We start from the raw sequence: 24,316 nt of genomic DNA, 5'->3' as shown, positions 1-24,316 counted from the left end.
CCTCATGTCCGTCATGAGGCGTCAGGGGCGGAGACGAGAGTGTCTCGGAGGGCCTGTACGGCGGCGCGGACCGCGGGGATCCGGTCGGCCTCGCGGGGATGGACCAGGAACAGGGTCCGGGGAGGCAGGCCGGGCACCGTGCGGACGGCGACGCCGGGGGCGGTGAAGGCGTCGAGGGCGAGGCGGGGCAGCAGCCCGATGCCCAGGCCCCGCGCGATCAGCGCCTGGGTGACCACGTAGTCGTCGGTGCCGTGGCGCACGTCGGGGACGAACCCGGCGTTCCGGCAGGCCTGGCGCAGGCTCGCGGTGCACCGCTCACAGCCGGCTATCCACCGCTCCGCGGCCAGCGACCGCAGGTCCACCGGCCGGTCGGCGGGCCCGGCCTGCGGGTGGGAGCGCGGCAGGACCAGCAGGACCGGGTCCTCGCCCACCGGCGTGCGCACCAGGCCCGGATGCTCCTCGCGGCCGGGAGGCTCCTGCGGTTCCCGCCCGCCGTGGGCGAACGTCACGGCCAGGTCGGCCTCCCCGGCGGCCAGCAGGCCCACGGCCTCGGGCGGCTCGGCCTCGCGCAACCGTACGTCCACCCCGGGATGCCGCTCGCCGAGCAGGCTCATGGCGGCCGGGACGATCGTGGCGCTGGCCGAGGGGAAGGCGGCCAGCCGTACGGTGCCCTCGCGCAGATGGGTCAGGGCGTCCAGGTCGTCGGCGGCGGCGCTCAGGCGGGTGGCGACGGCCTCTGCGTGGTCCAGCAGGATCCGGCCCGCCTCGGTGAGCTGGACGCCGCGCGGGCGGCGCAGCACCAGGGCCGTCCCGGCGCGCCGCTCCAGCAGGCGCAGGTGCTGGCTGACCGCGGGCTGGGTCCAGCCGAGGGCGCGGGCCGCGCCCGCGATCGAGCCGGCGTGGGCGATCTCCCGGAAGACCAGCAGCCGGTGGGGGTCCATGCCGTGTGCCATGCCATAAGTATTTCTTGGGTCTCACCCAATCAACACAGGTCTACCTAAGAGGTGGTGGACGCGTCACGATCTCCCCATGACGCGAACAATCGGATTGATCGGCGGGATGAGCTGGGAGTCCTCGGCGGAGTACTACCGCCTCCTCAACGAGGAGGTGCGCCGCCGCCTGGGCGGGCACCACTGCGCCCGGAGCCTCATGCTGACCGTCGACTTCGCCGAGATCGAGGCCATGCAGCGGGCCGGGGAGTGGGAGGCGGCCGGGCGGCTGCTGGCCGGGGCGGCGGGCACGCTCCAGCGCGGCGGGGCGGAGATGGTCCTGCTGTGCACCAACACCATGCACCGGGTCGCCGCAGAGATCGAGGCCGCGATCGAGGTGCCGTTCCTGCACATCGTCGACGCCACGGCGGAGCGGATCGCCGCGGCCGGGCTCACCGCCGTGGGGCTGCTCGGCACCCGCTTCACCATGGAGACGGACTTCTACCGCGACCGCATGCGCGGGCACGGGATCGAGCTCCTGGTCCCCGACGGGCCCGGCCGCACGCTGGTGCACGACGTCATCTATCAGGAACTGACCCGCAACCGGGTCGAGGAGGCCTCCCGCCAGGCCTATCGGCGGATCATCGGAGACCTGGCCGCGCGCGGCGCCCAGGGGGTGATCCTCGGCTGCACGGAGATCACCCTGCTGGTCGGCCCGGCCGACAGCCCGGTCCCGGTGTTCGACTCCACCCGCATCCACGTCGAGCGCGCCGTGGACCTGGCCCTGGCCGGCGCGCCGGAGCCCGGCGGACGCCGGCTCAGTGAGTCGGGTCGATGACGCAGAAGCGGTTGCCGTCGGGGTCGGCCAGGACGACGAAGTCGGGGTCGTCCGGGTAGAGGTCCCACTCGACCCGCTCGGCGCCGAGGGAGACCAGCCGCTCGACCTCGGCGGCCTGGTCGGCGGCGTCGCGGGCGTAGAGGTCGATGTGCACGCGCGGGTGCTCCTGGACGGGTGAACGGCTGAGCCCGAGCGCCAGCTGGATCCCGGGACCGCCGCCGGCCGGCACGAGCACGGCCCAGCCGTCGCGCGAGTCCTCCTGCCGCGGGACGTAGCCCAGCGCCCGGGTCCAGAACTCCGTCGCCCGCCGCATGTCGCCGACGCCGAGCACGACCGTCCGGATGTTCAGCATGATCCGATTCTGGCAGAACCCGGCCGGCGGGGCGGATCGGGAGCCGGGCGGCCGGGCCGGTGGAAGCCGGACGGCCGGGTCGGCGGGCGTGCCGGGCGGCCGGGTCGGCGGGAGCCGGGTCAGCGGGCGTGCCAGGCGGCCAGGATCTCGGCCTCCCGCTCGGGCGTGATCGTGGTCGCGACGGAGAAGTCCGCCTCCGCCTCGCGGATCTCGCGGACCGACCGGGCGAGCGGCCGGGGCTCCAGTCCCGCGTCGTAGGCCGCGGAGGGGTCGGCGGTGTTGATGGTGGTGCTGTCGTCGTCCTCGCCCCACAGCGGGAGCGTGCGCCCGTCCTGGCCCTCGGCGCGCAGGAAGTCCCCGGTGACCCAGGTCAGTGTGGTCCCGGGCGGGCCGACCTCGGCGAGGATCGCCTCCAGCATGTCGGCGAAGCCGAACGGCGGGCGCGGGCTGACGGCGTGGAAGGTCCCGCCGTCGCCCTTCTCGATCATCGCGATGATCCAGGCGGCCATGTCGCGCCCGTCGATCACCTGGATCGGGGCCGACGGGTCGCCGGGGGCCAGGACCTCGCCGCCGCGGGCGATGCGGTTGACCCAGTAGGTGAAACGGCCGGTGTAGTCGTGGGGGCCGATCACGTAGGTCGGCCGCACGACCAGCGTCCCGGGGCCGAACCGCTCGACCGCGGTCCGCTCGCACAGGACCTTCAGCGGGCCGTACGTCGCGCCGGTCACCGTGTCGGGGACGGGGCCGTCGAGCCCGGCCAGCGGCGCGTCCTCGGTGAAGTCCTCCTTCTTGCCGGGGGCGTCGTAGACGGCCGTGGTGGAGACGAAGACGTAGCGGCCGGTCGAGACGGCCTCGGCGAGGGACTCGATCTGGGCGGGCAGGTAGGCGCTGACGTCGATCGTCACGTCCCACTCCCGGCCCCGCAGGACCGGCAGGCCGCCGTTGCGGTCGGTGATCAGGTGCTCGGCCTCGGGGAACAGGCCCGGCCCCGTCTGCCCGCGGTGCAGGAGGGACACCTCGTGACCGGCCGCGAGGGCGGCCTCGGTGATGTGCCGGCCCACGAACCGGGTGCCGCCGATAATCAGGATTCGCATATCAGTCATCTTTCCGCATATGGGATAAGTTCGTGCCCGTGACCAGCTGGAAGGTCCTCCTGCTCGCGGGCGCGTCGGGAACGGGCAAGAGCCGGGTCGGCTATCCGCTGGCACGGCACTACGGGATCCCCCTCGTCGAGGTGGACGACATCGTCGAGGCGCTCCTGGCGATGACCACACCCGGGCAGCAGCCGCTGCTGCACCACTGGCGTACGCACCCCGAGGCCGCCGGCCTGCCGGTGGACGACATCGTCGAGCTGCAGATCGCCACCGCCCGGGCCCTCGTCCCGGCGGTGGACGCGGTCGTGTCCAACCACCTGGAGACCGACACCCCGGTGATCGTCGAGGGCGACTACCTCCTGCCCCACCTCGCCGTGCGGGAGGGCGTGGCCGGCATCGTCCTGCACGAGCCCGACCCCGGGCAACTGGTGGAGAACTACCTCCGCCGCGAGCCGGGCGCGGGGGAGCAGCGCAAGCGCGCCGAGGTGAGCGCCCGCTACGGGGACTGGCTCGCCGGGCGGGCGGTGGAGGCGGGCGTCCCCGTCGTGGCCGCGCGCCCGTGGGACGGCTCGGTGCGGCGGATCACCGGCCTCCTCGGCGGAGAGGCCTCCGCCGCCGTCTGAACGGACGCCGTGGACGCCATCGCCGCGGATGCCGCGGATGCCGATGCCGGAAAACGGGGCAGAGGGTACGTTGGAAGTATCGGTACACCTATCGTGGGACGGTCAGCGTGACGATCCAGCCAGACTCGGGGGAGACGCCTCCGTCGTGGGACTCCCCGGCCGGACCGTTCGAGCATCCGGCGCTCTTCTACCGGGAGGCCGACGATTATCTGGCCGGCACCCTGCCGTTCATCCGGGAAGGGCTGAACGCGGGTGAGCCGGTCGCCGTCGCCGTACCGGGGGAGAACCTGCGCCTGATCCGCGAGGGGCTGGGCGCGCAGGCCGCCGGGGTGAAGCTGCTCGACATGAACGAGGCCGGGCGCAACCCCGGGCGGATCATCTCCACGGTGCTGCGGGACTTCGCCGACCGGCATTCCGGTGGCCGCGTCCGCATCATCGGCGAGCCGGTGTGGCCGGGCCGCTCCCCGATGGAGTACCCCGCGTGCCTGCAGCACGAGGCGCTGATCAACCTCGCCTTCTCCGGCCGGGACGTCACGATCCTGTGCCCCTACGACGTGGTGCGCCTGGACCCCGAGAGGGTCAAGGACGCCGAGCGGACCCACCCGGTCCTCGTGGACACCTCCGGCTCCCGCGCCAGCGACGCCTACGCCCCCGAGCAGGTCGTGCAGGAGTGCAACCTGCCGCTGTCGGCTCCGCCCGGCGTCCCCCGGATGAGCTACGGCGACGGCTTCTGCAGCGACCCGCTGGCGCGCGCCCGCGCCTTCGCCGTCGAGCACGCCACCCGGATGGGGCTGCGCGGCGATCGCCTGGAGGACCTGCGGCTGGTCGTCAACGAGCTGGCCGCCAACAGCCTCGACCACGGCGGAGGGTCCGGAACGCTGCGGATCTGGGCGGAGGACGGCCGGGTGGTCTGCGCCGTCAGCGACGGGGGCCACATCACCGACCCGCTGGCCGGGCGCCACCCGGTCGGCCTGCGGGCGCTCGGCTCCCGGGGGCTGCTCATCACCCATCTCCTCGGTGACCTGGTGCGCACGCACACCGACGTGCAGGGCACCACCATCCGCGTCTACTTCGACGTGACCCGGCCGGACGACGCCTCGCCGGACCACTGATCGCCGCACGACTGATCGCCGGACGACGCCCCACCGGACGGCCGGGCCGCCCGCCCGGTGATGCGCTCACGCGCGCCCGGCGGCCTTCTGGCTGCGCCGCGAGACCGAGTCGATGACCACGGCGGCGAGCAGGACGGCACCGGTGACCATGAACTGGATCGAGTTGCTCACGCCCTGCAGCGCCATGCCGGAGGCGATCGACTGGATGACCAGCATGCCCAGCAGCGCCGAGTAGGCCGTGCCCCGGCCGCCGAACAGGCTCGTGCCGCCGATGACGGCCGCGGCGATGGCCATCATCAGCACGTTGCTCTGACCGGTCGCCTGGCTGGCCGAGGCGATGCGGGAGGCGGCGAAGATGCCGCCCACGGCGGCCATCGCACCGGAGATCATGAAGACCGAGATCCGGACCCAGGCCACGCTGATGCCCGCGCGCCTGGCCGCCTCGATGTTGCCGCCGACCGCGAAGACCTTGCGGCCGTAGCGGGTGCGGCGCTGGATGAAGTCGGCGACGACCACGACCACCAGGAAGATCAGCAGGGCCAGCGGGAGGCCCTTGTACTGGTTGAGGACGTAGGCCGCGCCGAACGCCATGACCGCCAGGACCGCGGTGCGCAGGATGATGTCGCCCGTCGTGCGGGTCGGGATCCCCGCGGTCCGGCGGCGGGCGTTCCCCGCGAACGAGATCGCGCAGAAGCCGGCCACCGCCACGCCCGCCAGGCCGTAGGCGGCGATGACCTGGTTGAAGTAGGTGCTGGTCAGGCTGGCCACCAGGCCCTCGTAGGGAAGGTTGACGGTCCCGTTGGGGCCCAGCACCCACAGCTGCAGGCCCGTCCAGGCCAGCATCCCGGCCAGGGTGACCACGAACGACGGCACGCCGACCTTGGCGAAGAACACCCCGTGGACGAAGCCGAGCAGCGTGGCGACCGCGACGGAGGCGAGCATCGCCGCCAGGGGGCTCCAGCCCTGGTTGACGTGGAGGACGGCCAGCACCGCGGCGGCGGCCCCGCTGAGCGCGCCGGCCGACAGGTCGATCTCGCCGAGCAGCAGCACGAAGACGATGCCGACCGAGATCAGGCCGGTCGCCACGATGTCGACGCTGAGGTTCGACAGGTTCTGCGGCGACAGGAACTGGCTGTTCAGGCTCTGGAAGACCGCCCAGATGATGATCAGGCCGACCACGACGGGCAGCGAGCCGAGCTCACCGCTGCGCATCCGGCGCTTGAACTCACCGAGGTATCCGGCCAGTCCCTGCTCGCGGACCAGCAGCCGCGGGTCGACCTGGGCCTGCGCGGCCGGGCCCGCCGGAGCCACCGGATCGTCGAAGCTCCCCGTCTTGGCGTGCCGCCCCGAACGTGTCGGGCCGGCCAGCGGGTCCTCACCCGTGGGGTCAGTCATCGGCGCCGTCCTTCAGCTGGTCGGTGCGGGCGCGCCGGCGCGAGACCGCGTTGTCGGTGGCGCCGGTGATCGCGGAGATGATCTCCTCCTGGGTGGTCCGCTTGGCGTCGAAGACGCCGTTGTTGCGGCCCAGCCGCAGGACGGCGACGCGGTCGGCCACCGCCTTGACGTCGACCATGTTGTGGCTGATCAGGATCACTCCGAGCCCCTGGGAGCGGAGCCGCTCCACCAGGTCGAGGACCTGGGCGGTCTGCTCCACGCCGAGGGCGGCGGTCGGCTCGTCCAGCATCACGATCTTGGGCTTGCCGAGCAGCGACCGGGAGATCGCCACGGTCTGCCGCTGGCCGCCCGAGAGCGAGGCCACCGGGATGCGGACGCTGGGGATCCTGATGGACAGGGTGTGCAGCAGGTCGCGCGAGCGCTTCTCCATCGCCACCTCGTCCAGGACCCCGAAGTGCCCCAGCTCCCTGCCGAGGAAGAGGTTGCCGACGACGTCGAGGTTGTCGCACAGCGCGAGGTCCTGGTAGACGGTCGCGATGCCCAGCGCCTGGGCCGCGCCCGGGCTGGGGATCGCGACCGCGCTGCCCTCCCAGCGGATCTCGCCGCTGTCGGGGGGCCCGACGCCCGCGATCACCTTGATGAGCGTCGACTTCCCGGCGCCGTTGTCCCCGACCAGGGCGACCACCTCGCCCGCGTGGACCTCCAGGTCGACCTCCGTCAGGGCCTGCACGGCGCCGAAGCGTTTGCTGATCCCCTCCAGCGCGAGTACGGGCGTTCTCGTGATGGTCGTCATGACCGTCAGGAGAGCCCGGCGGACTGGCAGGCGGCCTGGACGTCGGCGGTGCAGATCTCCTCGACCTTCCAGAAGCCGTCCTTGACCACGGTGTCCTTGATGTTGTCCTTGTTCACGACGATCGGCTGCATGATCTGGGCGGGGATCGGCGAGCCGCTCCCGTTGTCCACGGTCCCGGTGCCCTGCACGGTCTTGCCGGAGCCGAGGTCGAAGGCCATCTGCGCGGCGGCCTTCGCCTCGGGCCTGATCGGCTTGTAGATGGTCATCGTCTGGGTGCCGAGCAGGATGCGCTGGATGCCGGCGATCTCGGCGTCCTGGCCGGTCAGCGGCGTGTCCTTGGCCACTCCGGCGTTCTGCATCGCGCGGGCGATGCCGCCGGCCATGCCGTCGTTGGCGGAGTAGATCCCGATGACCTTGTCCGCGCCGAGCGCCGTGAACGCGCCCGCGGCCTGGGTGTTGGCCTGGTCGGGACTCCAGTCCGGGGTGTCGTACTCCTTGCCGATGGTCACCTGACCGTCGAGGACGGAGTGGGCGCCCTTCTTGAAGTCACCCGCGTTCGGGTCGGTGGGCGAGCCGTTGATCATCACGATCGGGCCGCGCTTGGGGTCGCCGCCCTTCTTGAGCTCGTCGAGCAGGGCCTGGCCCTGCATCTTGCCGACCTGCATGTTGTCGAAGGAGATGTAGCCGTCGACCGGGCCCGAGGCGAGGCGGTCGTAGGCGATCACCTTGACCCCCTGCTGCTTGGCCTTGGCCACCGACGAGGCGATCGCCTTGGCGTCCACCGCGTCGAGGATGAGGACCTTGACGTTGTTGGTGAGCATCGAGTCGACCTGCTGCTGCTGCTGGTTCGGGTCCTGGTTGGCGTTGTTGTAGACGACCTCGCAGGAGGGGCACAGCGCCGCGATCTCCTCGGTGATGTACGGGCGGTCGAACTTCTCGTACCGCGCGGTCTTCGACTCGGGCAGGAGCAGCCCGATCTTGAAGCCGGCGGCGTCGCCCGTCGCACCCGGGGTGTTGCTGGGAGCCACGGTCGCGGCGTCGTTGTCGGACCCGCCCGACTGCCCGGCGGTCCCGCACGCCGCCATCCCGAACGTCACCGCGAGCGCGACGCAACCCGTCGCCCATGCCTTCCTCTGCACGACGAACTTCTTCATGACGAACCCCCCGATACGTGGCCAACCATGCCATCGGAGGCAGGCGTACCCGGGGCCCGGAGCGGGACGCCGGACTGGGGCCGATCATGGTCAGGACTTGGTCCCGGCGGGATCCGGTGAGGGATTCCTTGGCCGGGCGATGAGCCGTGTCCGCCCGGCGGATCTCCCGCCGTTTTCTCCGCCCATGTCTTCGGGGACTCCAACCCGAGGTCGCGGCCGGAAAGTTCATCCACGGAAGGAAATCGTTGGGCCTGTTTTGGATGATTTATGAATGCCCAGGTCCGACGGGGGTAGCGGCGCTTTCGACCGAAGACGCACAACCGTTGGAGGCATCGGTGAACGAGTATCCAGCCGGGATGGGGGAGCACCCGGGACAGAGCGGGGAGCTGCACACAACGGCCCAACCGGCCGGGTCGGCCGTGGGCGGGACCGCTCAGCAGGCCAAGCACGCCGTGGGGGAGACGGCCCAGCAGGCCAAGCAGGCCGCGGGGGAGACGGCCCAGCAGGCCAAGCACGCTGTGGGAGACGTGGCCGGGACGGCCAAGGAGCAGACGCGGGTGGTGGCCGGAGAGGCCAAGGACCAGGCGCTGCGCGCCGTGGGCCAGCTGAAGGACCGCGCAGGGGCTCAGGTGCAGTACCAGAGCCAGCGCGCGGCCCAGGGCATCCGCCAGTGGGCCGACGACCTGGCCTCGATGGGTGAGGTCGCCAAGCCGGACTCCCCGGTGTCCGGGGTGGTCCAGCAGGTCGCCGACGGAGGACGGCGAGCGGCCGACTACTTGGAGCAGTACGGGCTCACCGGCGTCGTGGAGGACCTGCAGAACTTCGCGCGGCGCCGTCCGGGGGTGTTCCTGGCCGGGGCGCTGGCCGCGGGCTTCCTCGCCGGCCGGATCGCCAAGGCCGTCACGGATTCCTCGGGCTCCTCGGGCTCCTCGGGCCCCTCGGGTCAGGACGGCTCCGCCTACACGACCCCGTCCACCGGCGGCTCCGTGCAGACGGGCTACCCGGCTCCGGCGGTCGAGACGGGCTACCCGGTGCCGCCGGCCGAGACCGGCTATCCGCAGCAGCCCGTCCAGACGACCTACCCGGCCCCGCCGGTCCCGTCCGCGCAGCCGGGCTACCCGCAGGAGCGGCCGACCGGGACCCCCACGTCCCCGCCGACGGGCTGGGGTGGTGAGCCGCGATGAGCATGCCGGCTCAGCCTGACCAGCAGCCCTCTCTCGGGCAGCTGGTCAGTGAGATCGGGGACGACCTGTCCAAGCTGTTCCGCCAGGAGGTGGAACTGGCCAAGGCCGAGGTCCGCCAGGAGGCCGTCAAGGCCGGCAAGGCCGCCGGGATGCTCGGCGGCGCCGGGTTCGCCGGCTACATGGTCGCGCTGCTGGTGACGCTGGCCGTCATGTTCGGGCTGGGGGCCGTCATGCCCCTGGGCTGGGCGGCCCTCATCGTCGCCGCCGTGTGGGCCGGGATCGGCGCGGCGCTGTTCGTGACCGGACGCGCCCAGCTGAAGCGGGTGTCGCCCAAGCCGGAACAGACCATCGAAACGCTCAAGGAGGATGCGCAATGGGCGCGGGACCTGACGAAATAAGGGCTGAGATCAACGCCACCCGGGCCGAGCTGGCCGCCGACGTGGACCGGCTCGCCGAACGGACCAGCCCGACGCGGATCGTGCAGCGCCGTAAGGACCGGGTGCGTCAGAAGATGCGCACGGTGCGAGAGCGCGTGATGGGGACCCCGGTCCACGCCGCCCACCAGGTGCGGCAGCAGGCCGGGCAGGCCGCCCACAGTGTTCGCGACACCGCCGCGGGTGCCGCCGACACTGTGCGGGGCACCGCCTCCGACGCCGCCGACACCGTCAAGCACGGTGCCCAGCAGGCGGCCGAGACCGTCAAGCACGGCGCGCAGCAGGCCGCCACGGCGGTCAAGGAGGCGCCCGAGCAGGCCATGCGGAGCACGCAGGGCAACCCGATGGCGGCCGGTCTGATCGCCTTCGGCGCCGGCCTGCTCGCCGCGACCCTCATCCCCAGGACCGAGGCCGAGCAGCGGGCCGTCGAGCAGATCAAGGACCAGGCGGGCGACGTCATCGTGCCCGTCAAGGAGGCGCTGCAGGACTCGGCCCAGCATCTCGGCCAGGAGGCCAAGGGCATCGCCCAGGAGGCCGCCCAGAACGTGAAGGACACCGCCCAGGAGGCGGCCCAGAACGTCAAGGGCACCGCCCAGGACGCCGCCCAGAACGTCAAGGAGACGGCCACCGACGCGGCCAGGAGCACCGGTGAGCAGGCCAGGGAACAGGCTCACCAGGTGACCGACCAGACCCGTTCCCACTTCGGCTCCTAGCCGGCGAACCACGCCCGTGTCCCGCCGCGGCGGGACACGGGCGGCTCCGACTCACAGGCGGTGCACCCATGACCCATCACGACGTCCACCGGTCATCCGGCCACGACGTCCGTAACCGCTCCGACGGCCGGGCGCGTGGGACGGAGAACGGAACCCCGGAGAGCAGGACCCGTGCCGGCGCGAGCGGGCCGCGGGGCGAGAACTCTCCCGACAGCCCCACCGAGCTGCACAAGCGCTCGTGGTGGGGCGTCCTCAAGCGCACGGCCAAGGAGTTCCAGCAGGACAAGCTCACCGACTGGGCGGCGGCCCTGACCTACTACGCGGTGCTGTCGATCTTCCCGGCGCTGCTGGCGATGGTCTCCCTGCTGGGCCTGTTCAGCAAGGGGGCGACCCAGACGCTCATCGACAACCTGGGAACGCTGGCCCCCGGGCCCGCCCGCGACATCATCGAGTCCGTGCTCAACGGGCTGCAGAGCCCGGGCGCCGGGATCGCCGCGATCATCGGTATCGCCGTCGCGCTCTGGTCGGCCTCGGGATACGTGGCCGCGTTCATGCGCGTGGCCAACGTCGTATACGAGATGCCCGAAGGCCGGCCCATCTGGAAGACCCTGCCGCTGCGGCTGGCCATCACCACCGTCCTGGTGATCCTGACCGCGGCCGGAGCGGTCGCGGTGGTGTTCACCGGTGACCTGGCCCACAGGGCCGGAGATCTCATCGGTCTCGGCGACACCGCGGTGACCGTCTGGAGCATCGCCAAGTGGCCGGTCATGGTCATCGCCGTGATGCTGGTGCTGGCCCTGCTGTACTGGGCGGCGCCCAACGTCTCGCATCCGGGCTTCAAGTGGGTCACGCCGGGCAGCGTGCTGGCCGTCGTGGTATGGATCATCGCCTCCCTGGCGTTCGGGTTCTACGTGGCGAACTTCGCCTCCTACAGCAAGACCTACGCCGCCCTCGCGGGTGTCGTCGTCTTCCTGATCTGGCTGTGGATCACCAACATCGCGGTGCTGCTCGGAGTGGAGCTCGACGCCGAGCTCGCCCGCGCCCGCGCGATCGAGGAAGGTCTCCCGCCGGACCAGGAGCCCTACGTCGAGCCGCGCGACACCCGGAAGATGGACGAGGACGAGCTGCCGGAGCATCCGGTGGTGCGTGGCGACCGTCCGGAGGGACGCGGGTGATCAGGAGCGCTCGACGGCCGGGGCGATGTCCCTGACCAGGGTCAGGAGCGAACTGGCCAGCAGGGTGTGCGCCTGGGCGCGGTTCAGGGCCTTGTGCTGCAGCCACTCGCGGGTCGCGACCTCGGCCAGCCCGGAGTAGGCGCGCAGCACGGCGCGCAGGGTGTCCGTGGGCCCGGGGACGCGCAGGGCCTTCAGCAGGTGCTCGACGGTCAGGTCGCGCGTCCGGTTGACGATCCGCATCAGCTCGGGGTCCTGACCGAAGCCCTCGGCGTCGACCGCCGCGAACCAGGTCGTGGCGTTGGCGTCGGCGGCGTCCAGGAAGTGCGCCACGCACAGGTCGGCCATCTCCTCCAGGAGGAGGCCCTCCGGCAGCGGCGGCAGCTGGGTCGCCAGGGTCGCGGTGAGATGGCGCACGACCTGGAGGAACAGCTCCCTCTTGGCTCCGAAGTAATAGTGCACGAGGCCGCGCTGCACGCCCGCCTCCCGCGCGATCGCCGTGGTGGAGACCTCGGTGTAGGGCAGCTCGGTGAACATCCGGCGGGCGACGGCGAGGATCTGCTCCCGCCGCTCGTCACGGCCGAGCCGGCGGTAGCGGGGAGAGGCCATGCCGCCAGCCTAGGTCACCGGCGCGCGGCGGCGGTGAACAGTTTCAGCGGGCGTTCGCGCGCGACGAGATAGCCGGTCGACCACTGCCGCAGGCGGACGGGGACGGTCCGGGCCGCCAGCCGGTTGGCGGCGATGACGGCGGCGAACGCCCTCGCCCTGGCGGCGTTCCAGGGGATGCCGAGCTCACGGCGCAACTTCTCCGGAAGCAGCGCTCCCGCGACGAGCAGGTTGAGGTGGTGGGAGGCGGGCCCCAGCGGCCACGGTACCCGCAGCTGCCGCCCGGTCTCGATGACGATCCCGGCCATGTCCGTCGGCCGCAGCTCCTCATCGACCACGCGGTCGAAGTAGGCCGTGAAGTCGGCGTAGGTCGCCGGGCAGTGCCCCTCCGGCACCCCGCACGCGTAGGCGACGAGTTTCTGCTCCCGGTAGAAGCGTTCGAGCTCGCCGGGCGACAGCGCGCCGAAGATCCTGCCGTAGAGGTCGGCGCCGTTCTGCACGAGCGTCGCCCACACCCAGGTCAGCAGGTCGGGGTCCAGCGCGTGGTACGGCACGCCCTCGTCGCTGGTGCCGCCGACGCGCTCGTGCATGCGCCGCAGGATCGTCGACTGGCGGGCCGAGACCTCCGGCGTGCCGAAGGACAGCTTCAGCATGATGTCGGCCGTACGCCAGAGCCTGCGGAACGGGTCGGAACGGAAGCTGGAGTGGTCGCGCACACCCGCGGCGACCAGGGGGTGGGTCACCTGCAACAGCAGGGTCGGCGCCGACCCCAGGGCCAGGATCGGCTCACGCATGATCTTCCACGACAGGTCGCCGGGTCGGAAGGGAAGCGTTCGGGGCTCGTCCATGACTTCAGTGAAACACGTTATTGGCACATCGCCAATAGCTTGTTGGCGATGTGCCAATTGGATTCCGGGGTACGGCCCCGCCGCCGGCTGCGCCGTACGGCCTGCCGCGCGTGACAGCCGTACGGCGGGCCGGCCCCGCCGCGGGCGTCACGCCGCGGCGCTGGGCGCTCCGGGTTGCGGTGCCGCGGCCAGCTCGACCCGGTTGCGGCCGCCGTGCTTGGCGGCGTAGAGGGCCTCGTCGGCGGCGTGCAGCAGGTCGTCGGGGTTCTGGCCGGTGACGATGGCCGAGACGCCGGCGCTGAAGGTGACGTACAACTCCTGCCCGCCCACGGTGACGGGCTCGCCCGCCACCCGCTCGCGCAGCGTGTCCACCCTGGCCCTGGCCTGCTCGCCGGTGGCACCGGGGAACACGATCACGAACTCCTCGCCGCCGTGGCGCGCCACCGCGGTGCCCTCGCCGGCCGCGGCGGCCAGTGCGGTGAGCAGCCGCGCGAAGCGGACCAGGACCTCGTCCCCCGCGCGGTGGCCGTGGCGGTCGTTGACCTGCTTGAAGTGGTCGACGTCCAAGAGGGCCACACTGAGCGGAGAGCCCTCCGCCGCGGCCCGCGCCACCTCCCGCTGGAGCACCTCCATCAGGTGACGGCGGTTGTGCAGGCCGGTCAGCGCGTCCCGTACGGCCTGCTCGGCCAGGTCGGCGCGGAGCACCTCGATGGTGCGCAGCTGCTCGTGCAGGCGGGCGTTGGCCGACTCCAGCTCGTTGCGCTGCTCCTCCAGGCAGCCGTTGGCCCGCTCCAGTTCGCTGCGCTGCTCCTCCAGGCGGGCGTTGGCCGCCTCCAGCTCGCGGCGCTGCCGGTGGAGCGCGGTGACGTCACGGGCGACGATGGCCCAGCCGACGTGCCCGGCCCGGTCGTCGTGCAGGGCGCTGATGCGCAGGTTCAGCTCGATGCCGCCGTTCGCGACGATGGTCACGTCCGTCTCGCCGCGGTCGGGGAGCGGCAGCCTGCCGAGCGGCTCGGTGAAGGAGAACCCGATGAGCCGGGAGGGCAGGCCGGACGACATCCGGCGGATCATGCGGTCGGCCGCGGCGTTGAGGTCGAGGATGCGGTGCGAGAGGTCGACCGTCATCACCGCGTCGCCGATGACGTCGAAGACCTGTTCGCGCGCCACCGGGACGAGTTCGAGCAGGGAGCGGCGGACCAGTACCAGGTAGGTGATGGTCGTGGTGGCGCAGAAGCCGATCGGCGTGATGTCGGCGGCGCGTACGAGGCCCAGCAGGCCGATCGTGTTGCACACGGTCGAGGGGGTCAGGCTCAGCAGGGCGAAGCCGTACAGCGGGCGCTGGAAACGCGGGCCCCGCCCCCACGCCCGGACCAGCCGCGTCACGCCGACGCCGAGCAGGAGATAGCTGTAGCCGGCGTGCACCCAGAACAGCGGCCCGAAGTCGGGTATCCGCACCTCGGGTGCGCCGGCCAGCTCCGCCGAGGTGAAGAACAGGTAGTGCCAGGGATTGGTCACGATCGCGGCCGTGACGAGAGCGGGTTCGATCGTCAGCAGCAGCAGGGTCCGCCGCGGAACCCGCCAGGTACGGTCGACCACGGCCTTGGACAGGCAGAGGAAGCCCGCCATGCACCCGCACACGCCGAGGTACTTCACGACCGTCAGCAGCCGGATGACGCCGACGTCGAAGCTCAGGACGGTGAGCTCCTCCGTCGCCGACCACATGGCGATCGCCGAGGCGACGAGGGCGACGATGCCGAGCGCGGGTGTGGCGCGCCGGCGCCAGGCCGCGACGGCCACCCCGGTGGCCGTGACCGTCGCCAGCGTGAACAGCAGAATGAGGAACGGCAGTCCCATCCTCTGCTCCTTTCGCTGACGGCGGCGCCCGTTTCTTTGCGCTCCCATCGGACGGTTACCCTGTGATCTGAGATATTCACCGTCCGTATCATTTGTATCGCCCGTATCGTACGGCAGGCGGCATCTGGGCAGTTCAGTGCGGGAATGGGGGGAAACCCCCGGGGTAGGGGCCGGTGAGCGGCCCCGGAGCGGCCGGGGCGCGGGGAGTCCCCAGGGGGCGGAGATGTCGTCCGAGGAGATCAGCAGGTCGACCGGCGGGAACAGGCGGTCGACAGATGAGATCAGGCGCTCGGCCGACGAGCTCGGGCGGTCGGTGGGCGAGATCAGGGGGTCGGCTCTGCCGCTGGCCGCGCCGGAGGACCTCGACCCGCTGCTGGCCCGCATCGGGAACGCGCGCCACGTCCTGATAGGGGAGGCCAGCCACGGCACCCGCGACTTCTACTCCTGGCGGGCCGCGCTCACCCGCCGCCTGATCGAGGAGATGGACTTCCGGTTCATCGGCGTGGAGGGGGACTGGCCCGACTGCGACCGGGTGCACCGCGCCCTCACCCGCCCCGGGGCCGAGGACCCCTGCGACGCCCTGTACGCCTTCGCCCGCTGGCCCACCTTCATGTGGGCCAACGAGGAGGTCGTGGAGTTCTGCCGGTGGCTGCGCCGGTGGAACGAGGACCGGCCGGCCGGGCGGCGCTGCGGCTTCCACGGCCTGGACGTCTACAGCCTGTGGGACTCGCTGCACGCCGTACGCGGCTACGCCGCCCGGCATCTGCCCGAGCAGATGGAGACCGTGATGCGCGCGGTGCACTGCTTCGAGGCCTACGGGCACGACCCGCAGCAGTACGGGATGACGACCCGCCTGACACCCGAGTCCTGCGAGAAGGAGGTCGTCGGCCTGCTGGCGGCGGTGGACCGGGCGACACCCGACGACGAGACGGGTTTCGCCGCGCGGCAGAACGCCGAGGTGGTGGCCGGGGCGGAAGAGTACTACCGCGCCATGATCGGCGGAGGCCCGGAGTCGTGGAACGTCCGCGACATCCACATGGCCGACACCCTCGACCGGCTGGCGGACTTCTACGGCGACGGCGCCAGGGGGGTCGTCTGGGCCCACAACACCCACGTCGGGGACGCCCGCGCCACCGACATGGCCGCCGCCGGGATGACCAACCTCGGTCAGCTCGTCCGTGAGCGCCACGGTGAGGACGACGTGGTGCTCGTCGGCTTCGGCACGCACCGGGGCACGGTCGTCGCGGCCGACCGGTGGGGCGGCCGGGCCGAGGTCATGGAGGTGCCGCCCGCGCGCGCCGCGTCGCTGGAGTCCGTGCTGCACGACTCCGGGCTGGAGCGGGCGCTGTTCGTCGTGCCCGGGGCCGGGGACGACCGGCCCGCCTGGTACGACCGGCCGATGGGGCACCGGGCCGTCGGCGTGGTCTACCGCCCGGAGCACGAGCGGTGGGGGAACTACGTGCCGACGGTGCTCGGCCGCCGCTACGACGCGTTCATCTGGCTGGACCGCACCGAGGCGGTGCACCCGCTGCACGACGAGCCGTCGGGCGAGGAGGAGATGGAGACCTACCCGGCCGGGGTGTGAGGCGGGCACGGGGGCGAGGTACGGCGCCGACGTCGGGGCGATGGAAAAATACCGCCATTTGTCCGCATCTGGCGCGTCACCCGCCCGGTGAGGGGAACGGGAGGCTGAGTCCCCCCGTTCCCGCCGGCCGGGAGCACGGCCGTACCGGGCCTCTCATATGACAGTGACAGGGGGAAACACCATGACCGACCGTTCCGATCCGGAAGCCGACCGGCTGTGGCAGGAGTTCCACGAGTTCGTGAACATGACGTCGGGAGAACTGAGGGACTTCCTCATGGCCGCAGGCTCGGGGGAGGAGGCCTCGCCCGACAACCCCGGCCGCTGGATGCCCGAGCTCGGCCAGGAGGTTCTGAAGATCCTCGGCAAGCGCAAGGTCGATCTCACCTCGGATGACCTGGAGACGATGCGCCGCGTCGTCGGCATCGCCGAGGACGCCGAGGCTCACGCCGCCTCCGCCGCCCAGGACGATCGGCGGCGGCGGTCCCTGATGGCGGTCGGCCACGACCCGCTCAGGCCGGCCAGGACGGAGGACTGAGCGCGGGACGGGAGAGCGGAGCGCCCGCCCGCGTTCACCGCGGGCGGGCCGCTCACGTCATGGGGGTTCTGCCGCATGAGGGCTTCACCGCATGCGGGCGGTACTGCATGCGGGCCCTACTGCAGGAGGGCGGCCAGGCGGGCGGGCGCGACGACCCGGTAGGCCTCGGTGACGATCTCGGCGATCTCGTCCCAGTCCTGGGGGACGTCGAGATAGACCCCCAGCCAGCCGCGGTGACCGACGTACGGCGGGCGGAAGAAACGCTCGGGCTCCTGGGCGACGAGGGCCTCCTGCACGCCGGGCGGGGCGGCGCACCAGAAGGCGAGCCGGTCGTCATGATGATGGTCGGCGTACGTCACGAACGTCTTCCTGTCGCGGATGAACCAGGTCGGCTCACCGTGGCTGAGCCGTTCGGTGGTCTCCGGCAACGCCAGGCAGAGCCGCCGCAGCGACTCCAGCGGATCATCGGTCATGGCCCGACGGTACGTCGCGGCGAGGAGATCGTGAACCGCCGGGCGGAAGACGGGGCCGGGATCGTCCGGTCCCGTTGAGGACGGAGCGCAAAGACGGAACGTCTCGTCTTGGCACGTGCTAGCCTCACCGGCGTGTCCGCCGCCAAGGAGCCGAACCCCGCCCGCCGCAGCCAGCGATCACGCCGGGCCGTCCTGGAGGCCGCCCGCGAGCTGGTGCTGGAAGTGGGCTACGCCAAGCTCACCATCGAGGCCATCGCCGCGCGGGCGGGCGTGGGCAAGCAGACGATCTACCGGTGGTGGCGGTCGAAGGGGGCCGTGGTCTTCGACGCCTTCCTCGCACTGAGCCGGGGCGGCGAAGAGGAGCCGATCGCGCTGCCCGACACCGGCGACATCGAGGCCGACCTCAAGACCGTCATGCGGGCCACCGTCGCCGAGTTCGCCGACCCGCGCTTCGAGGCGCCGATCCGGGCGCTCACCACCGAGATCATCAACGACCCCGACCTCGCCGCGCAGTACCGCGAGAAGCTGGCCGGCCCGGTCGACGAGGCCAAGAAGGCCCGCCTGCGCAGCGCCCGGGACGCCGGCCAGATCGCCGTCGACGCCGACCTGGACCTGGCACTCGAACTGCTCTACGGGCCCCTCCACCAGCGCTGGCTGCACCGCTCGGGCCCGCTCACCCCCGAATACGCCGACGCCCTGGTCGACCTCACCCTCAAGGCCCTGCGCCCTTGAGCGCACGGTCTCCATCCTGCGCTCATTCGTGAATACCTGGCAGGGGAGCCGGCCACGGGTGTAGAACACGGAATGTGATCATGTCCTTGGGCGATGACCTCGACAGCCGTCTACGGGCGGCGGCCATGGCATGGCTTCGCCTGCGGTGCACGCCGGACGACCCCGTCGTCCGGCGTGGGGAACTGCTGGGCTTCCAGTTCGAGGGACGGACGTTCCCACTCATCGACAACCAGCTCGGCATCCGGAAGCCGCAGGGAATGACCGCCGCTTTGTCGATCTTGACGACCTACGCCTCCGACGGTGCCCGCGCGCCGTACGAGGACGCGGTGGGCCCCGATGGGCTGCTGCGGTACAAGTTCCAGGGCAATCCCCGCCATTACACCAACGTCGGGTTGCGGGCGGCCTTCGAGCTCGGGGTTCCGCTGATGTGGTTCTTCGGCGTCAGGCAGGGACTGTATCTACCGTTCTTCCCTGTATGGATCGTCGCTGTCGAGACGGAGCAGTCGCAGATCGCCGTCGCACTGGAGGAGGCCCAGCGCCATCTCCCGATCGACGCCCCGTTGAGCCCGATCGAGCGCCGCTATTCCGAACGGCTCACCGCCCAGCGCCTGCACCAGCCGGTGTTCCGGCAGCGGGTGATCCAGGCGTATGGGGCCAGCTGTGCGATGTGCCGCCTGCGGCACCGCTCGCTTCTGGACGCCGCCCACATCATCCCCGACCGTGACCCCCGTGGTGTTCCGGCCGTCTCCAACGGGCTGGCGCTCTGCAAGATCCACCATGCGGCGTACGACCAGAACATCCTCGGTGTCCGTCCCGACTGCGTCATCGAGGTGCGCGCTGACATCCTGGAGGAGATCGACGGGCCGATGCTCAAGCACGGTCTGCAGGAAATGCATGATCTCTCCCTCACGCTTCCCCGGCGACGCACCGACCGCCCGGACCGTGACCTCCTCGAAGAACGGTACGAACGGTTCCGAGCCGTAGGGTGAGATAGGCGACGTGATACCGGCTGGTATGACCGTCTCCAGCGGATGTCACCCCTGGAATCGGAAGGCCGGGTTCGGTGACGTGCAACTGCTCGACGCCGGACGGAAGGCGGACCTCATCCGGTGACCGAGATCGTCCAGCCCTGCTTGCAACTGGAGCCGAAGACGCCGGTGTCGCATCCCTCGACGTTCCAGCGGTAGCCGCTGTTGGTCCGGACGCGTGTCCACGTCCGGCCGCGGGTGCCCCCCGCGACGTCCCTCTGGGCCCCGTGCGGGTCCGCGGCGCTGGTCCAGCGGACGATGAACTCGTCGTAGCGGCGGGGGGCGGTGGTCTTCCAGTCGAAGTAGGCGTATCCGTTGCGGGACCAGGCGGCCACCACCATGTTCGGACCCTGCCGGGGCGACCAGGCGATCTGCCCGTTGGTGAAGCTCTGCCTGCGTCCCGCCTTGCCGACGTTGTCGAGCAGGATGTCGCTCTCGGGCGTGGTCGGGCAGCCGAACACGCTGTTCTCGCCGCCCAGTTCGGCCCAGCGGGCGCCGATCAGGCCGTACGGCCGGATGTCGCACCCGCTCGTCGTCGCCGTCACGGTGGTGCCGGCGTGGGCGGGCAGCCCGGCCGACAGCGTGGCGGCCAGCGCGAGCGCGGTGGTCATCGTGAAGGTCAGGCGACGGTTCATCGAGGGCACTCCCGGGGGTGAGGCCCGCCGCCCCTGCCGCCGCGGGCGCCATGTCCCAGTGATACAGAGCACCGCTTGCCACCGGCTTTATCGCCGCCTGCGAAAGCGTGCAAGGCGTGGGCACGGGACCGATCGGGGTTCAGCCGGGACGGCGCCGGGGTTCAGTCGGGCGGGCCGACTGGAGGAACGCGGTGCAGCGGCCCAGCAGGGCGATCAGCGTCTCCCGCTCCTGCGGGCTGAACTCGGCGGCGAGCGCCCGTTCGACCTCCACCGCGCGGACGTCCCCCTCGGCCAGCACCCGCTCGCCCTTCTCGGTGAGCCGGGTCTCCAGGATGTTCTTGTGCCACTCGTGCGGAGTGCGCTCGATCAGGCCGTTCTCCTGAAGGTTCTTGAGCACGGTGTTCATCGTCGGCGGGGTGACCGCGCACGCCCGGGCGAGCGCGGCGGCCGAGATGCCGGGACTCTGCGACAGATGCAGCAGCGCCGCGTACTGCGACACCGTCAGATGAGCCGGCTTCAGCGCGGCCTGCTTGGCCGCGCTCAGCGCCTGCTCGGCGCGCTTGAGGTGGGAGCCCAGGCGCTCCGGAAGCGGCATCGAGGTCATCTGTGCATGTTAACGGCCTGGAAGGTTCGTATGTTGACGAACATTAGAGCTCTAACTATTGTAAGGACTCATCTTCTCGATAGTTTCCTAACGAAATCCGAACGGTCGAACGGAGAAACAGCGTGTCCCGACTTCGCCGGCCTCTCGCCATGGCGACCGCGGCTCTCGCCGCAGGCCTGTCCCTCGCCCCGGCGGCCCACGCGGCTCCGGCCGCCCCGCTCGCCCGCACGGCCTCGGTCTCCCCGGCGGCCACGAGCATCGTGACCCCGTACGGCACGGCCTCGGCGGCCGGCCCCTTCACCCCGGCCGGCCTCCGCGCCCGCCTGCGGATCTCCACCGCGTACGAACTCCCGGGCGACCGGGTCTATCCCGAGGGGATCGCCGCCGACCCGCGTACCGGCGATCTGTACGCCGGATCGTTCACCGACGGAACGGTCTTCAAGATGACCCCGGGACGGCGCGTGGCCCGGGTCTTCCTCCCCGCGGGCGCGGACGGCCGGGACACCGCCAACGGGCTGAAGGTGGACCGGCACGGGCGCCTCTGGGTGACCGACTCCAGCACCGGGGTGTCGGTGTACGACACGCGCAGCCGCCGCCTGCTGGCCCGCTTCGAGGTCCCGGGCGAGGCCGCGCGCTTCGTCAACGACCTGGCCGTCACCCCGGACGGCACCGCCTACCTGACCGACAGCATCCGCGCCGTGGTCTACCGCGTCACCCCCGGGCAGTTGGCCGAGGCGGGCGGCGACCCGGTGGCGCTCACCCCCCGTTTCGACCTGAGCGGCGTCCTCGACCCCCGCGAGCCCGGCGCCTTCAGCCTGAACGGGATCGTCGCCGACCCCGCCGGGCGCTATCTCCTGGCCGTGGACATGGTCGGCGGCGACCTCTACCGTCTCGACCCCGCCTCGGGCGCGATCCGCCGGGTCGCCCTGCACGGCGGCGACATGCTCCACGCCGACGGCCTGGAACTGCGAGGCGGCAGGCTGTGGGTCGTGCACAACACCACCCACACGATCAGCCGCTGGTGGGTCTCCGGCGACGGCTCCACGGCCAGGATCGAGCGCACGGCGACCGACGAGGCGCTGCAGCTCCCGACGACCCTGGTCCGCGTCGGCGGCACCCTCTACGTGGTCCGCTCACAGTTCGACAAGGGCGGCCCGCTGGGAGAGGGCACCCCGCAGACCCCCTTCACCGTCGCCGCCGTCCGCGGCCTCTGACCCTCCGGTCCCCGGCACGGCCGCCTCGGCGGCTGAGGTCGTCAGCCGCCGGACGGTCGTGCCGGGGGTGTTAGGCCGTATTGAAACGCTGCACGTACGCGGCTGCCAGGTCGCGTATCTGCTGGCCTGTCAGCTGCTTGTTCTCGCCGGAACCGCACACGTTCGACTGCAGGCGCAGGATGTCGTCGATCATCCGGATGAATCCGAGAGTGGCGTTGGCGACGTCGATTCCCTGCAGCCTTTTCTGGTTCACCATGAGCACCCAGTCGAGAATGCGCGCCGAATCGGTCAGCCGCAGCAGCTCGAGTTCGTAGGCGTAGTGCCCGTCATTGTCGTACAGGAATAGGCGGAGAGTGTCGGGGGACAGGCGCCAGCCGTTCCACGCCGTGTCGGCGATGAGGCCCTTGTCGAAGGTGCGGCGCCGGGCACGGAAGGCGGCGGCTTCCTGCTGCAGCAACTCGGCCGCGCTGCGACCTTGCTGAGGGGACTCGCTCATGTGTCGTCCTCGGTGTAGGGCCCGGGACTCGAGCTTCTCGGGGATGGCGGAGGGCATGGCGCAGGCGCTCTCCGGGGGTCGGCCCCATAAACGATGCCCAGGCGAACGGCAGCGGTTGAGAGTATTCCGCTGGTGGGGCTGCAGCCGCTCACACCATAGAATCATTCCACGTGAACGTGAAGGTCGCTGGCCGTAAACGGACAATATCGAATGGCGGGCGATGGTGCGGTCGGGCCGCTTGGTGTTCCTGGGATTGAAGAATGCGAAAGCCGCGACGATTCGACGGAGGATGCGGTAGGTGAAAGGCCGGGAACCGCATTTCCCGGCTCGTCGCGGGAGCCGCCGATGCCCGCCCGCCGGATCGTCCCCCTGGAGCGCGGTCCGGACTCTGCGGCGTGGTCATCCGGTCCGAGTCCTTGACGGGCCGGACCCGGCACGGTAGAAAACCAACTGGTTATAAAACCGGAAGGTAATCAACATGGCCACCGACGTTCTCGACGCGACGTTCGCCGCCCTCGCCGATCCCACCCGGCGGGCGATCCTGGCCCGGCTGAAGGAGGGCGAGGCCACGGTGACCGAGCTGGCCGCGCCGTTCGCGATGAGCCAGCCGGGCATCTCCAAACACCTGCGCGTGCTGGAGCGGGCCGGACTGATCTCGCGCGGGCGCGACGCGCAGCGCAGACCCTGCCGCCTGGAGACCGCTCCGCTCAGGGACGCCATGGACTGGCTGGCGAACTACCGCTCCTACTGGGAGGAGAGCTACCAGCGACTGGACGCCCTGCTCGGCGAGCTCGATCACGACGGACCGGACGCCGCCGAACGGGAAACCCCGTGACGTCGCGGCAGGAACAGAGCCGGGGCCTGACGGTACGGGCGCTGTCCGACACCGATCTCCTGCTCACCCGGACCTTCGCCGCACCCCGCCGGCTCGTCTTCGGCGCCTTCACCCGGCCCGAACTGCTCCGGCGATGGCACGGCGCACGCGGCTGGCACCTCGTCGTCTGCGAGGTCGACCTGCGCCCGGGCGGCGCCTGGCGCTTCGTGTCGCGCGGGCCGGACGGCGCCGAGATGGGCCTCGGCGGGATCTTCCACGAGGTCGACGCACCCGGCCGGCTCGTCCAGAGCGAGATCCACGACGGCTGGGAGGAAGGCGAGGCCCTCGTCACGACCGTCTTCGACGAGCGGGACGGCCGGACCGTGATGACCACCACGGCGCGCTACCCCTCGCGGGAGATCCGCGACGGAGTGCTCCGCACCCCCATGGAGCACGGCGCGGGCGAGGCGTACGACCGCCTCGCCGAGATGCTCAACGAGATGACCACGAAAGGTGAACCGCGATGACCGACACCCGGCCCACGCAGACCGAGATCCCGGCCGACGTCACCGACGTCCCGGCCGACCACACCGCGCCGCCCGTCCTCCCCGGTGCGTTCCTCCTCGAACTCGTCCCGGTGCCCGTCACGGACATCGACCGGGCCAAAGCCTTCTACACCGACTGTCTCGGCTTCCACGCGGACGTCGACGTACGGCCCGCGGAGGGGGTCCGCGTCGTCCAGCTCACCCCGCCGGGCTCGGCCTGCTCGATCACTCTGACCGAGGGCATCGAGTCCCTCGACATGCCGCCCGGCACGCTGCGCGGCCTGCACCTGGTGGTCGGCGACATCGAGAAGGCGCGCGCGGAACTCATCGAGCGCGGCACGGACGTGGAGCCGGTCGAGGACCTGGGCGGTGTCTACTACGCCCGCTTCGCCGACCCGGACGGCAACACCTGGACCCTCCAGCACATGCCCTGGCGCGTCTGAGGAGCTTCTCCGGCCGGTGGGTTTGTCAGTACGGGTGGCTAGCTTGTCCCTACTCCTGAGCGTGCGAGGGACGGCGGAGCTGTGACTATCCTGCACGCGTACTGCGTGAAC

At 71.4% G+C, this 24,316-nt stretch carries 28 protein-coding genes; 15 read left to right on the top strand and 13 right to left on the bottom strand.

Features of this window, described 5'->3' with window-relative positions:
* Window positions 1-11 precede the first annotated feature (11 nt).
* A complete protein-coding gene (locus Pta02_RS23855) occupies window positions 12-953 on the bottom strand; it encodes a LysR family transcriptional regulator (RefSeq protein WP_203877147.1) in 942 nt (313 codons plus the stop codon).
* Window positions 954-1,029: 76 nt separating this feature from the next.
* Between Pta02_RS23855 and Pta02_RS23850 the strand changes: the two genes are divergently transcribed.
* The gene (locus tag Pta02_RS23850; protein ID WP_203877146.1) at window positions 1,030-1,767 is read left to right on the top strand and encodes an aspartate/glutamate racemase family protein; all 738 of its coding nucleotides are present in this window, start codon (window positions 1,030-1,032) and stop codon (window positions 1,765-1,767) included.
* On the opposite strand, the gene Pta02_RS23845 is transcribed toward Pta02_RS23850, so the two are convergent.
* Together Pta02_RS23845 and Pta02_RS23840 are read right to left on the bottom strand one after the other, a co-directional pair.
* On the bottom strand, window positions 1,748-2,119 hold the full coding sequence (locus Pta02_RS23845; RefSeq protein ID WP_203877145.1) for a VOC family protein: 372 nt from the start codon (window positions 2,117-2,119) through the stop codon (window positions 1,748-1,750). The two genes, Pta02_RS23850 and Pta02_RS23845, sit on opposite strands and share 20 nt — an antisense overlap.
* A gap of 119 nt (window positions 2,120-2,238) precedes the next feature.
* Complete coding sequence (locus Pta02_RS23840) at window positions 2,239-3,213, bottom strand: NAD-dependent epimerase/dehydratase family protein (protein ID WP_203877144.1); 975 nt, start codon at window positions 3,211-3,213, stop codon at window positions 2,239-2,241.
* 38 nt (window positions 3,214-3,251) lie between these two features.
* Between Pta02_RS23840 and Pta02_RS23835 the strand changes: the two genes are divergently transcribed.
* Together Pta02_RS23835 and Pta02_RS23830 are read left to right on the top strand one after the other, a co-directional pair.
* A complete protein-coding gene (locus Pta02_RS23835; protein ID WP_239131185.1) occupies window positions 3,252-3,836 on the top strand; it encodes a hypothetical protein in 585 nt (194 codons plus the stop codon).
* A gap of 107 nt (window positions 3,837-3,943) precedes the next feature.
* A complete protein-coding gene (locus Pta02_RS23830; protein ID WP_239131184.1) occupies window positions 3,944-4,948 on the top strand; it encodes an anti-sigma factor RsbA family regulatory protein in 1,005 nt (334 codons plus the stop codon).
* Between the two features lie 66 nt (window positions 4,949-5,014).
* Here Pta02_RS23830 and Pta02_RS23825 read toward each other — a convergent pair whose 3' ends face one another.
* The 3 genes from Pta02_RS23825 to Pta02_RS23815 are packed head-to-tail and all read right to left on the bottom strand — an operon-like array spanning window position 5,015 to window position 8,290.
* Window positions 5,015-6,343: a sugar ABC transporter permease gene (locus Pta02_RS23825; protein WP_203877143.1), complete on the bottom strand. Its 1,329-nt coding sequence runs from the start codon at window positions 6,341-6,343 to the stop codon at window positions 5,015-5,017.
* A complete protein-coding gene (locus Pta02_RS23820; protein WP_203877142.1) occupies window positions 6,336-7,136 on the bottom strand; it encodes an ATP-binding cassette domain-containing protein in 801 nt (266 codons plus the stop codon). The genes Pta02_RS23825 and Pta02_RS23820 overlap by 8 nt, the downstream gene beginning before the upstream one ends.
* Before the next feature lie 5 nt (window positions 7,137-7,141).
* Complete coding sequence (locus tag Pta02_RS23815; RefSeq protein ID WP_239131183.1) at window positions 7,142-8,290, bottom strand: sugar ABC transporter substrate-binding protein; 1,149 nt, start codon at window positions 8,288-8,290, stop codon at window positions 7,142-7,144.
* 335 nt (window positions 8,291-8,625) lie between these two features.
* On the opposite strand from Pta02_RS23815, the gene Pta02_RS23810 reads away from it, so the two are divergent.
* The 4 genes from Pta02_RS23810 (at window position 8,626) to Pta02_RS23795 (ending at window position 11,796) form a co-directional block, all read left to right on the top strand.
* Window positions 8,626-9,474 (top strand): hypothetical protein, encoded by an 849-nt coding sequence (locus Pta02_RS23810; protein ID WP_203877141.1) that lies wholly within the window; start codon window positions 8,626-8,628, stop codon window positions 9,472-9,474.
* Complete coding sequence (locus Pta02_RS23805; protein ID WP_203877140.1) at window positions 9,471-9,872, top strand: phage holin family protein; 402 nt, start codon at window positions 9,471-9,473, stop codon at window positions 9,870-9,872. Before Pta02_RS23810 ends, Pta02_RS23805 begins: the two co-directional genes overlap by 4 nt.
* Window positions 9,848-10,621 carry a DUF3618 domain-containing protein gene (locus tag Pta02_RS23800; RefSeq protein ID WP_203877139.1) on the top strand — a complete coding sequence of 258 codons (774 nt, stop codon included), beginning with the start codon at window positions 9,848-9,850 and terminating at the stop codon, window positions 10,619-10,621. Before Pta02_RS23805 ends, Pta02_RS23800 begins: the two co-directional genes overlap by 25 nt.
* Window positions 10,622-10,689: 68 nt before the next feature.
* The gene (locus Pta02_RS23795) at window positions 10,690-11,796 is read left to right on the top strand and encodes a YihY/virulence factor BrkB family protein (protein ID WP_203877138.1); all 1,107 of its coding nucleotides are present in this window, start codon (window positions 10,690-10,692) and stop codon (window positions 11,794-11,796) included.
* Here Pta02_RS23795 and Pta02_RS23790 read toward each other — a convergent pair whose 3' ends face one another.
* The 3 genes from Pta02_RS23790 to Pta02_RS23780 all read right to left on the bottom strand — a co-directional run bounded on the left by Pta02_RS23790 (window position 11,797) and on the right by Pta02_RS23780 (window position 15,101).
* The gene (locus tag Pta02_RS23790) at window positions 11,797-12,402 is read right to left on the bottom strand and encodes a TetR/AcrR family transcriptional regulator (RefSeq protein WP_203877137.1); all 606 of its coding nucleotides are present in this window, start codon (window positions 12,400-12,402) and stop codon (window positions 11,797-11,799) included. It lies immediately after the preceding gene.
* A 14-nt stretch (window positions 12,403-12,416) separates the two neighbouring features.
* Window positions 12,417-13,247 carry an oxygenase MpaB family protein gene (locus Pta02_RS23785; protein WP_203877136.1) on the bottom strand — a complete coding sequence of 277 codons (831 nt, stop codon included), beginning with the start codon at window positions 13,245-13,247 and terminating at the stop codon, window positions 12,417-12,419.
* 147 nt (window positions 13,248-13,394) lie between these two features.
* Window positions 13,395-15,101 (bottom strand): histidine kinase N-terminal 7TM domain-containing diguanylate cyclase, encoded by a 1,707-nt coding sequence (locus tag Pta02_RS23780; RefSeq protein WP_203877135.1) that lies wholly within the window; start codon window positions 15,099-15,101, stop codon window positions 13,395-13,397.
* Window positions 15,102-15,324: 223 nt separating this feature from the next.
* Between Pta02_RS23780 and Pta02_RS23775 the strand changes: the two genes are divergently transcribed.
* Together Pta02_RS23775 and Pta02_RS23770 are read left to right on the top strand one after the other, a co-directional pair.
* Window positions 15,325-16,686: an erythromycin esterase family protein gene (locus Pta02_RS23775; protein ID WP_203877134.1), complete on the top strand. Its 1,362-nt coding sequence runs from the start codon at window positions 15,325-15,327 to the stop codon at window positions 16,684-16,686.
* Window positions 16,687-16,867: 181 nt separating this feature from the next.
* Complete coding sequence (locus Pta02_RS23770; protein WP_203877133.1) at window positions 16,868-17,221, top strand: DUF3140 domain-containing protein; 354 nt, start codon at window positions 16,868-16,870, stop codon at window positions 17,219-17,221.
* A 116-nt stretch (window positions 17,222-17,337) separates the two neighbouring features.
* On the opposite strand, the gene Pta02_RS23765 is transcribed toward Pta02_RS23770, so the two are convergent.
* Entirely contained in the window at window positions 17,338-17,694 is a 357-nt protein-coding gene (locus Pta02_RS23765) for an MmcQ/YjbR family DNA-binding protein (RefSeq protein ID WP_203877132.1), read from the bottom strand.
* 132 nt (window positions 17,695-17,826) lie between these two features.
* Here Pta02_RS23765 and Pta02_RS23760 point away from each other — a divergent pair, with 132 nt between their 5' ends.
* Entirely contained in the window at window positions 17,827-18,426 is a 600-nt protein-coding gene (locus Pta02_RS23760) for a TetR/AcrR family transcriptional regulator (RefSeq protein ID WP_203877131.1), read from the top strand.
* Between the two features lie 86 nt (window positions 18,427-18,512).
* The gene (locus Pta02_RS23755) at window positions 18,513-19,415 is read left to right on the top strand and encodes an HNH endonuclease (RefSeq protein ID WP_203877130.1); all 903 of its coding nucleotides are present in this window, start codon (window positions 18,513-18,515) and stop codon (window positions 19,413-19,415) included.
* A gap of 113 nt (window positions 19,416-19,528) precedes the next feature.
* Here Pta02_RS23755 and Pta02_RS23750 read toward each other — a convergent pair whose 3' ends face one another.
* Both Pta02_RS23750 and Pta02_RS23745 read right to left on the bottom strand, forming a co-directional pair.
* Window positions 19,529-20,089 (bottom strand): LGFP repeat-containing protein, encoded by a 561-nt coding sequence (locus Pta02_RS23750; RefSeq protein WP_203877129.1) that lies wholly within the window; start codon window positions 20,087-20,089, stop codon window positions 19,529-19,531.
* A gap of 139 nt (window positions 20,090-20,228) precedes the next feature.
* Window positions 20,229-20,693 (bottom strand): MarR family winged helix-turn-helix transcriptional regulator, encoded by a 465-nt coding sequence (locus Pta02_RS23745; protein ID WP_203877128.1) that lies wholly within the window; start codon window positions 20,691-20,693, stop codon window positions 20,229-20,231.
* A 122-nt stretch (window positions 20,694-20,815) separates the two neighbouring features.
* Here Pta02_RS23745 and Pta02_RS23740 point away from each other — a divergent pair, with 122 nt between their 5' ends.
* Window positions 20,816-21,907 (top strand): SMP-30/gluconolactonase/LRE family protein, encoded by a 1,092-nt coding sequence (locus Pta02_RS23740; RefSeq protein ID WP_203877127.1) that lies wholly within the window; start codon window positions 20,816-20,818, stop codon window positions 21,905-21,907.
* Window positions 21,908-21,977: 70 nt separating this feature from the next.
* Here Pta02_RS23740 and Pta02_RS23735 read toward each other — a convergent pair whose 3' ends face one another.
* Window positions 21,978-22,403, bottom strand: a complete 426-nt coding sequence (locus Pta02_RS23735; RefSeq protein ID WP_203877126.1) for a hypothetical protein — start codon at window positions 22,401-22,403, stop codon at window positions 21,978-21,980.
* 478 nt (window positions 22,404-22,881) lie between these two features.
* Between Pta02_RS23735 and Pta02_RS23730 the strand changes: the two genes are divergently transcribed.
* The 3 genes from Pta02_RS23730 to Pta02_RS23720 are packed head-to-tail and all read left to right on the top strand — an operon-like array spanning window position 22,882 to window position 24,205.
* Window positions 22,882-23,238 (top strand): ArsR/SmtB family transcription factor, encoded by a 357-nt coding sequence (locus Pta02_RS23730; protein WP_203877125.1) that lies wholly within the window; start codon window positions 22,882-22,884, stop codon window positions 23,236-23,238.
* Window positions 23,235-23,744 carry an SRPBCC family protein gene (locus Pta02_RS23725; RefSeq protein WP_203877124.1) on the top strand — a complete coding sequence of 170 codons (510 nt, stop codon included), beginning with the start codon at window positions 23,235-23,237 and terminating at the stop codon, window positions 23,742-23,744. The genes Pta02_RS23730 and Pta02_RS23725 overlap by 4 nt, the downstream gene beginning before the upstream one ends.
* Window positions 23,741-24,205 carry a VOC family protein gene (locus Pta02_RS23720; protein ID WP_203877123.1) on the top strand — a complete coding sequence of 155 codons (465 nt, stop codon included), beginning with the start codon at window positions 23,741-23,743 and terminating at the stop codon, window positions 24,203-24,205. Before Pta02_RS23725 ends, Pta02_RS23720 begins: the two co-directional genes overlap by 4 nt.
* The last annotated feature ends 111 nt before the right edge of the window (window positions 24,206-24,316 follow it).

Source organism: Paraplanobispora takensis, assembly GCF_016863195.1.
GTDB classification, from domain to species: domain Bacteria; phylum Actinomycetota; class Actinomycetes; order Streptosporangiales; family Streptosporangiaceae; genus Planobispora; species Planobispora takensis.
This window is presented reverse-complemented; position numbering and strand designations above follow the sequence as displayed.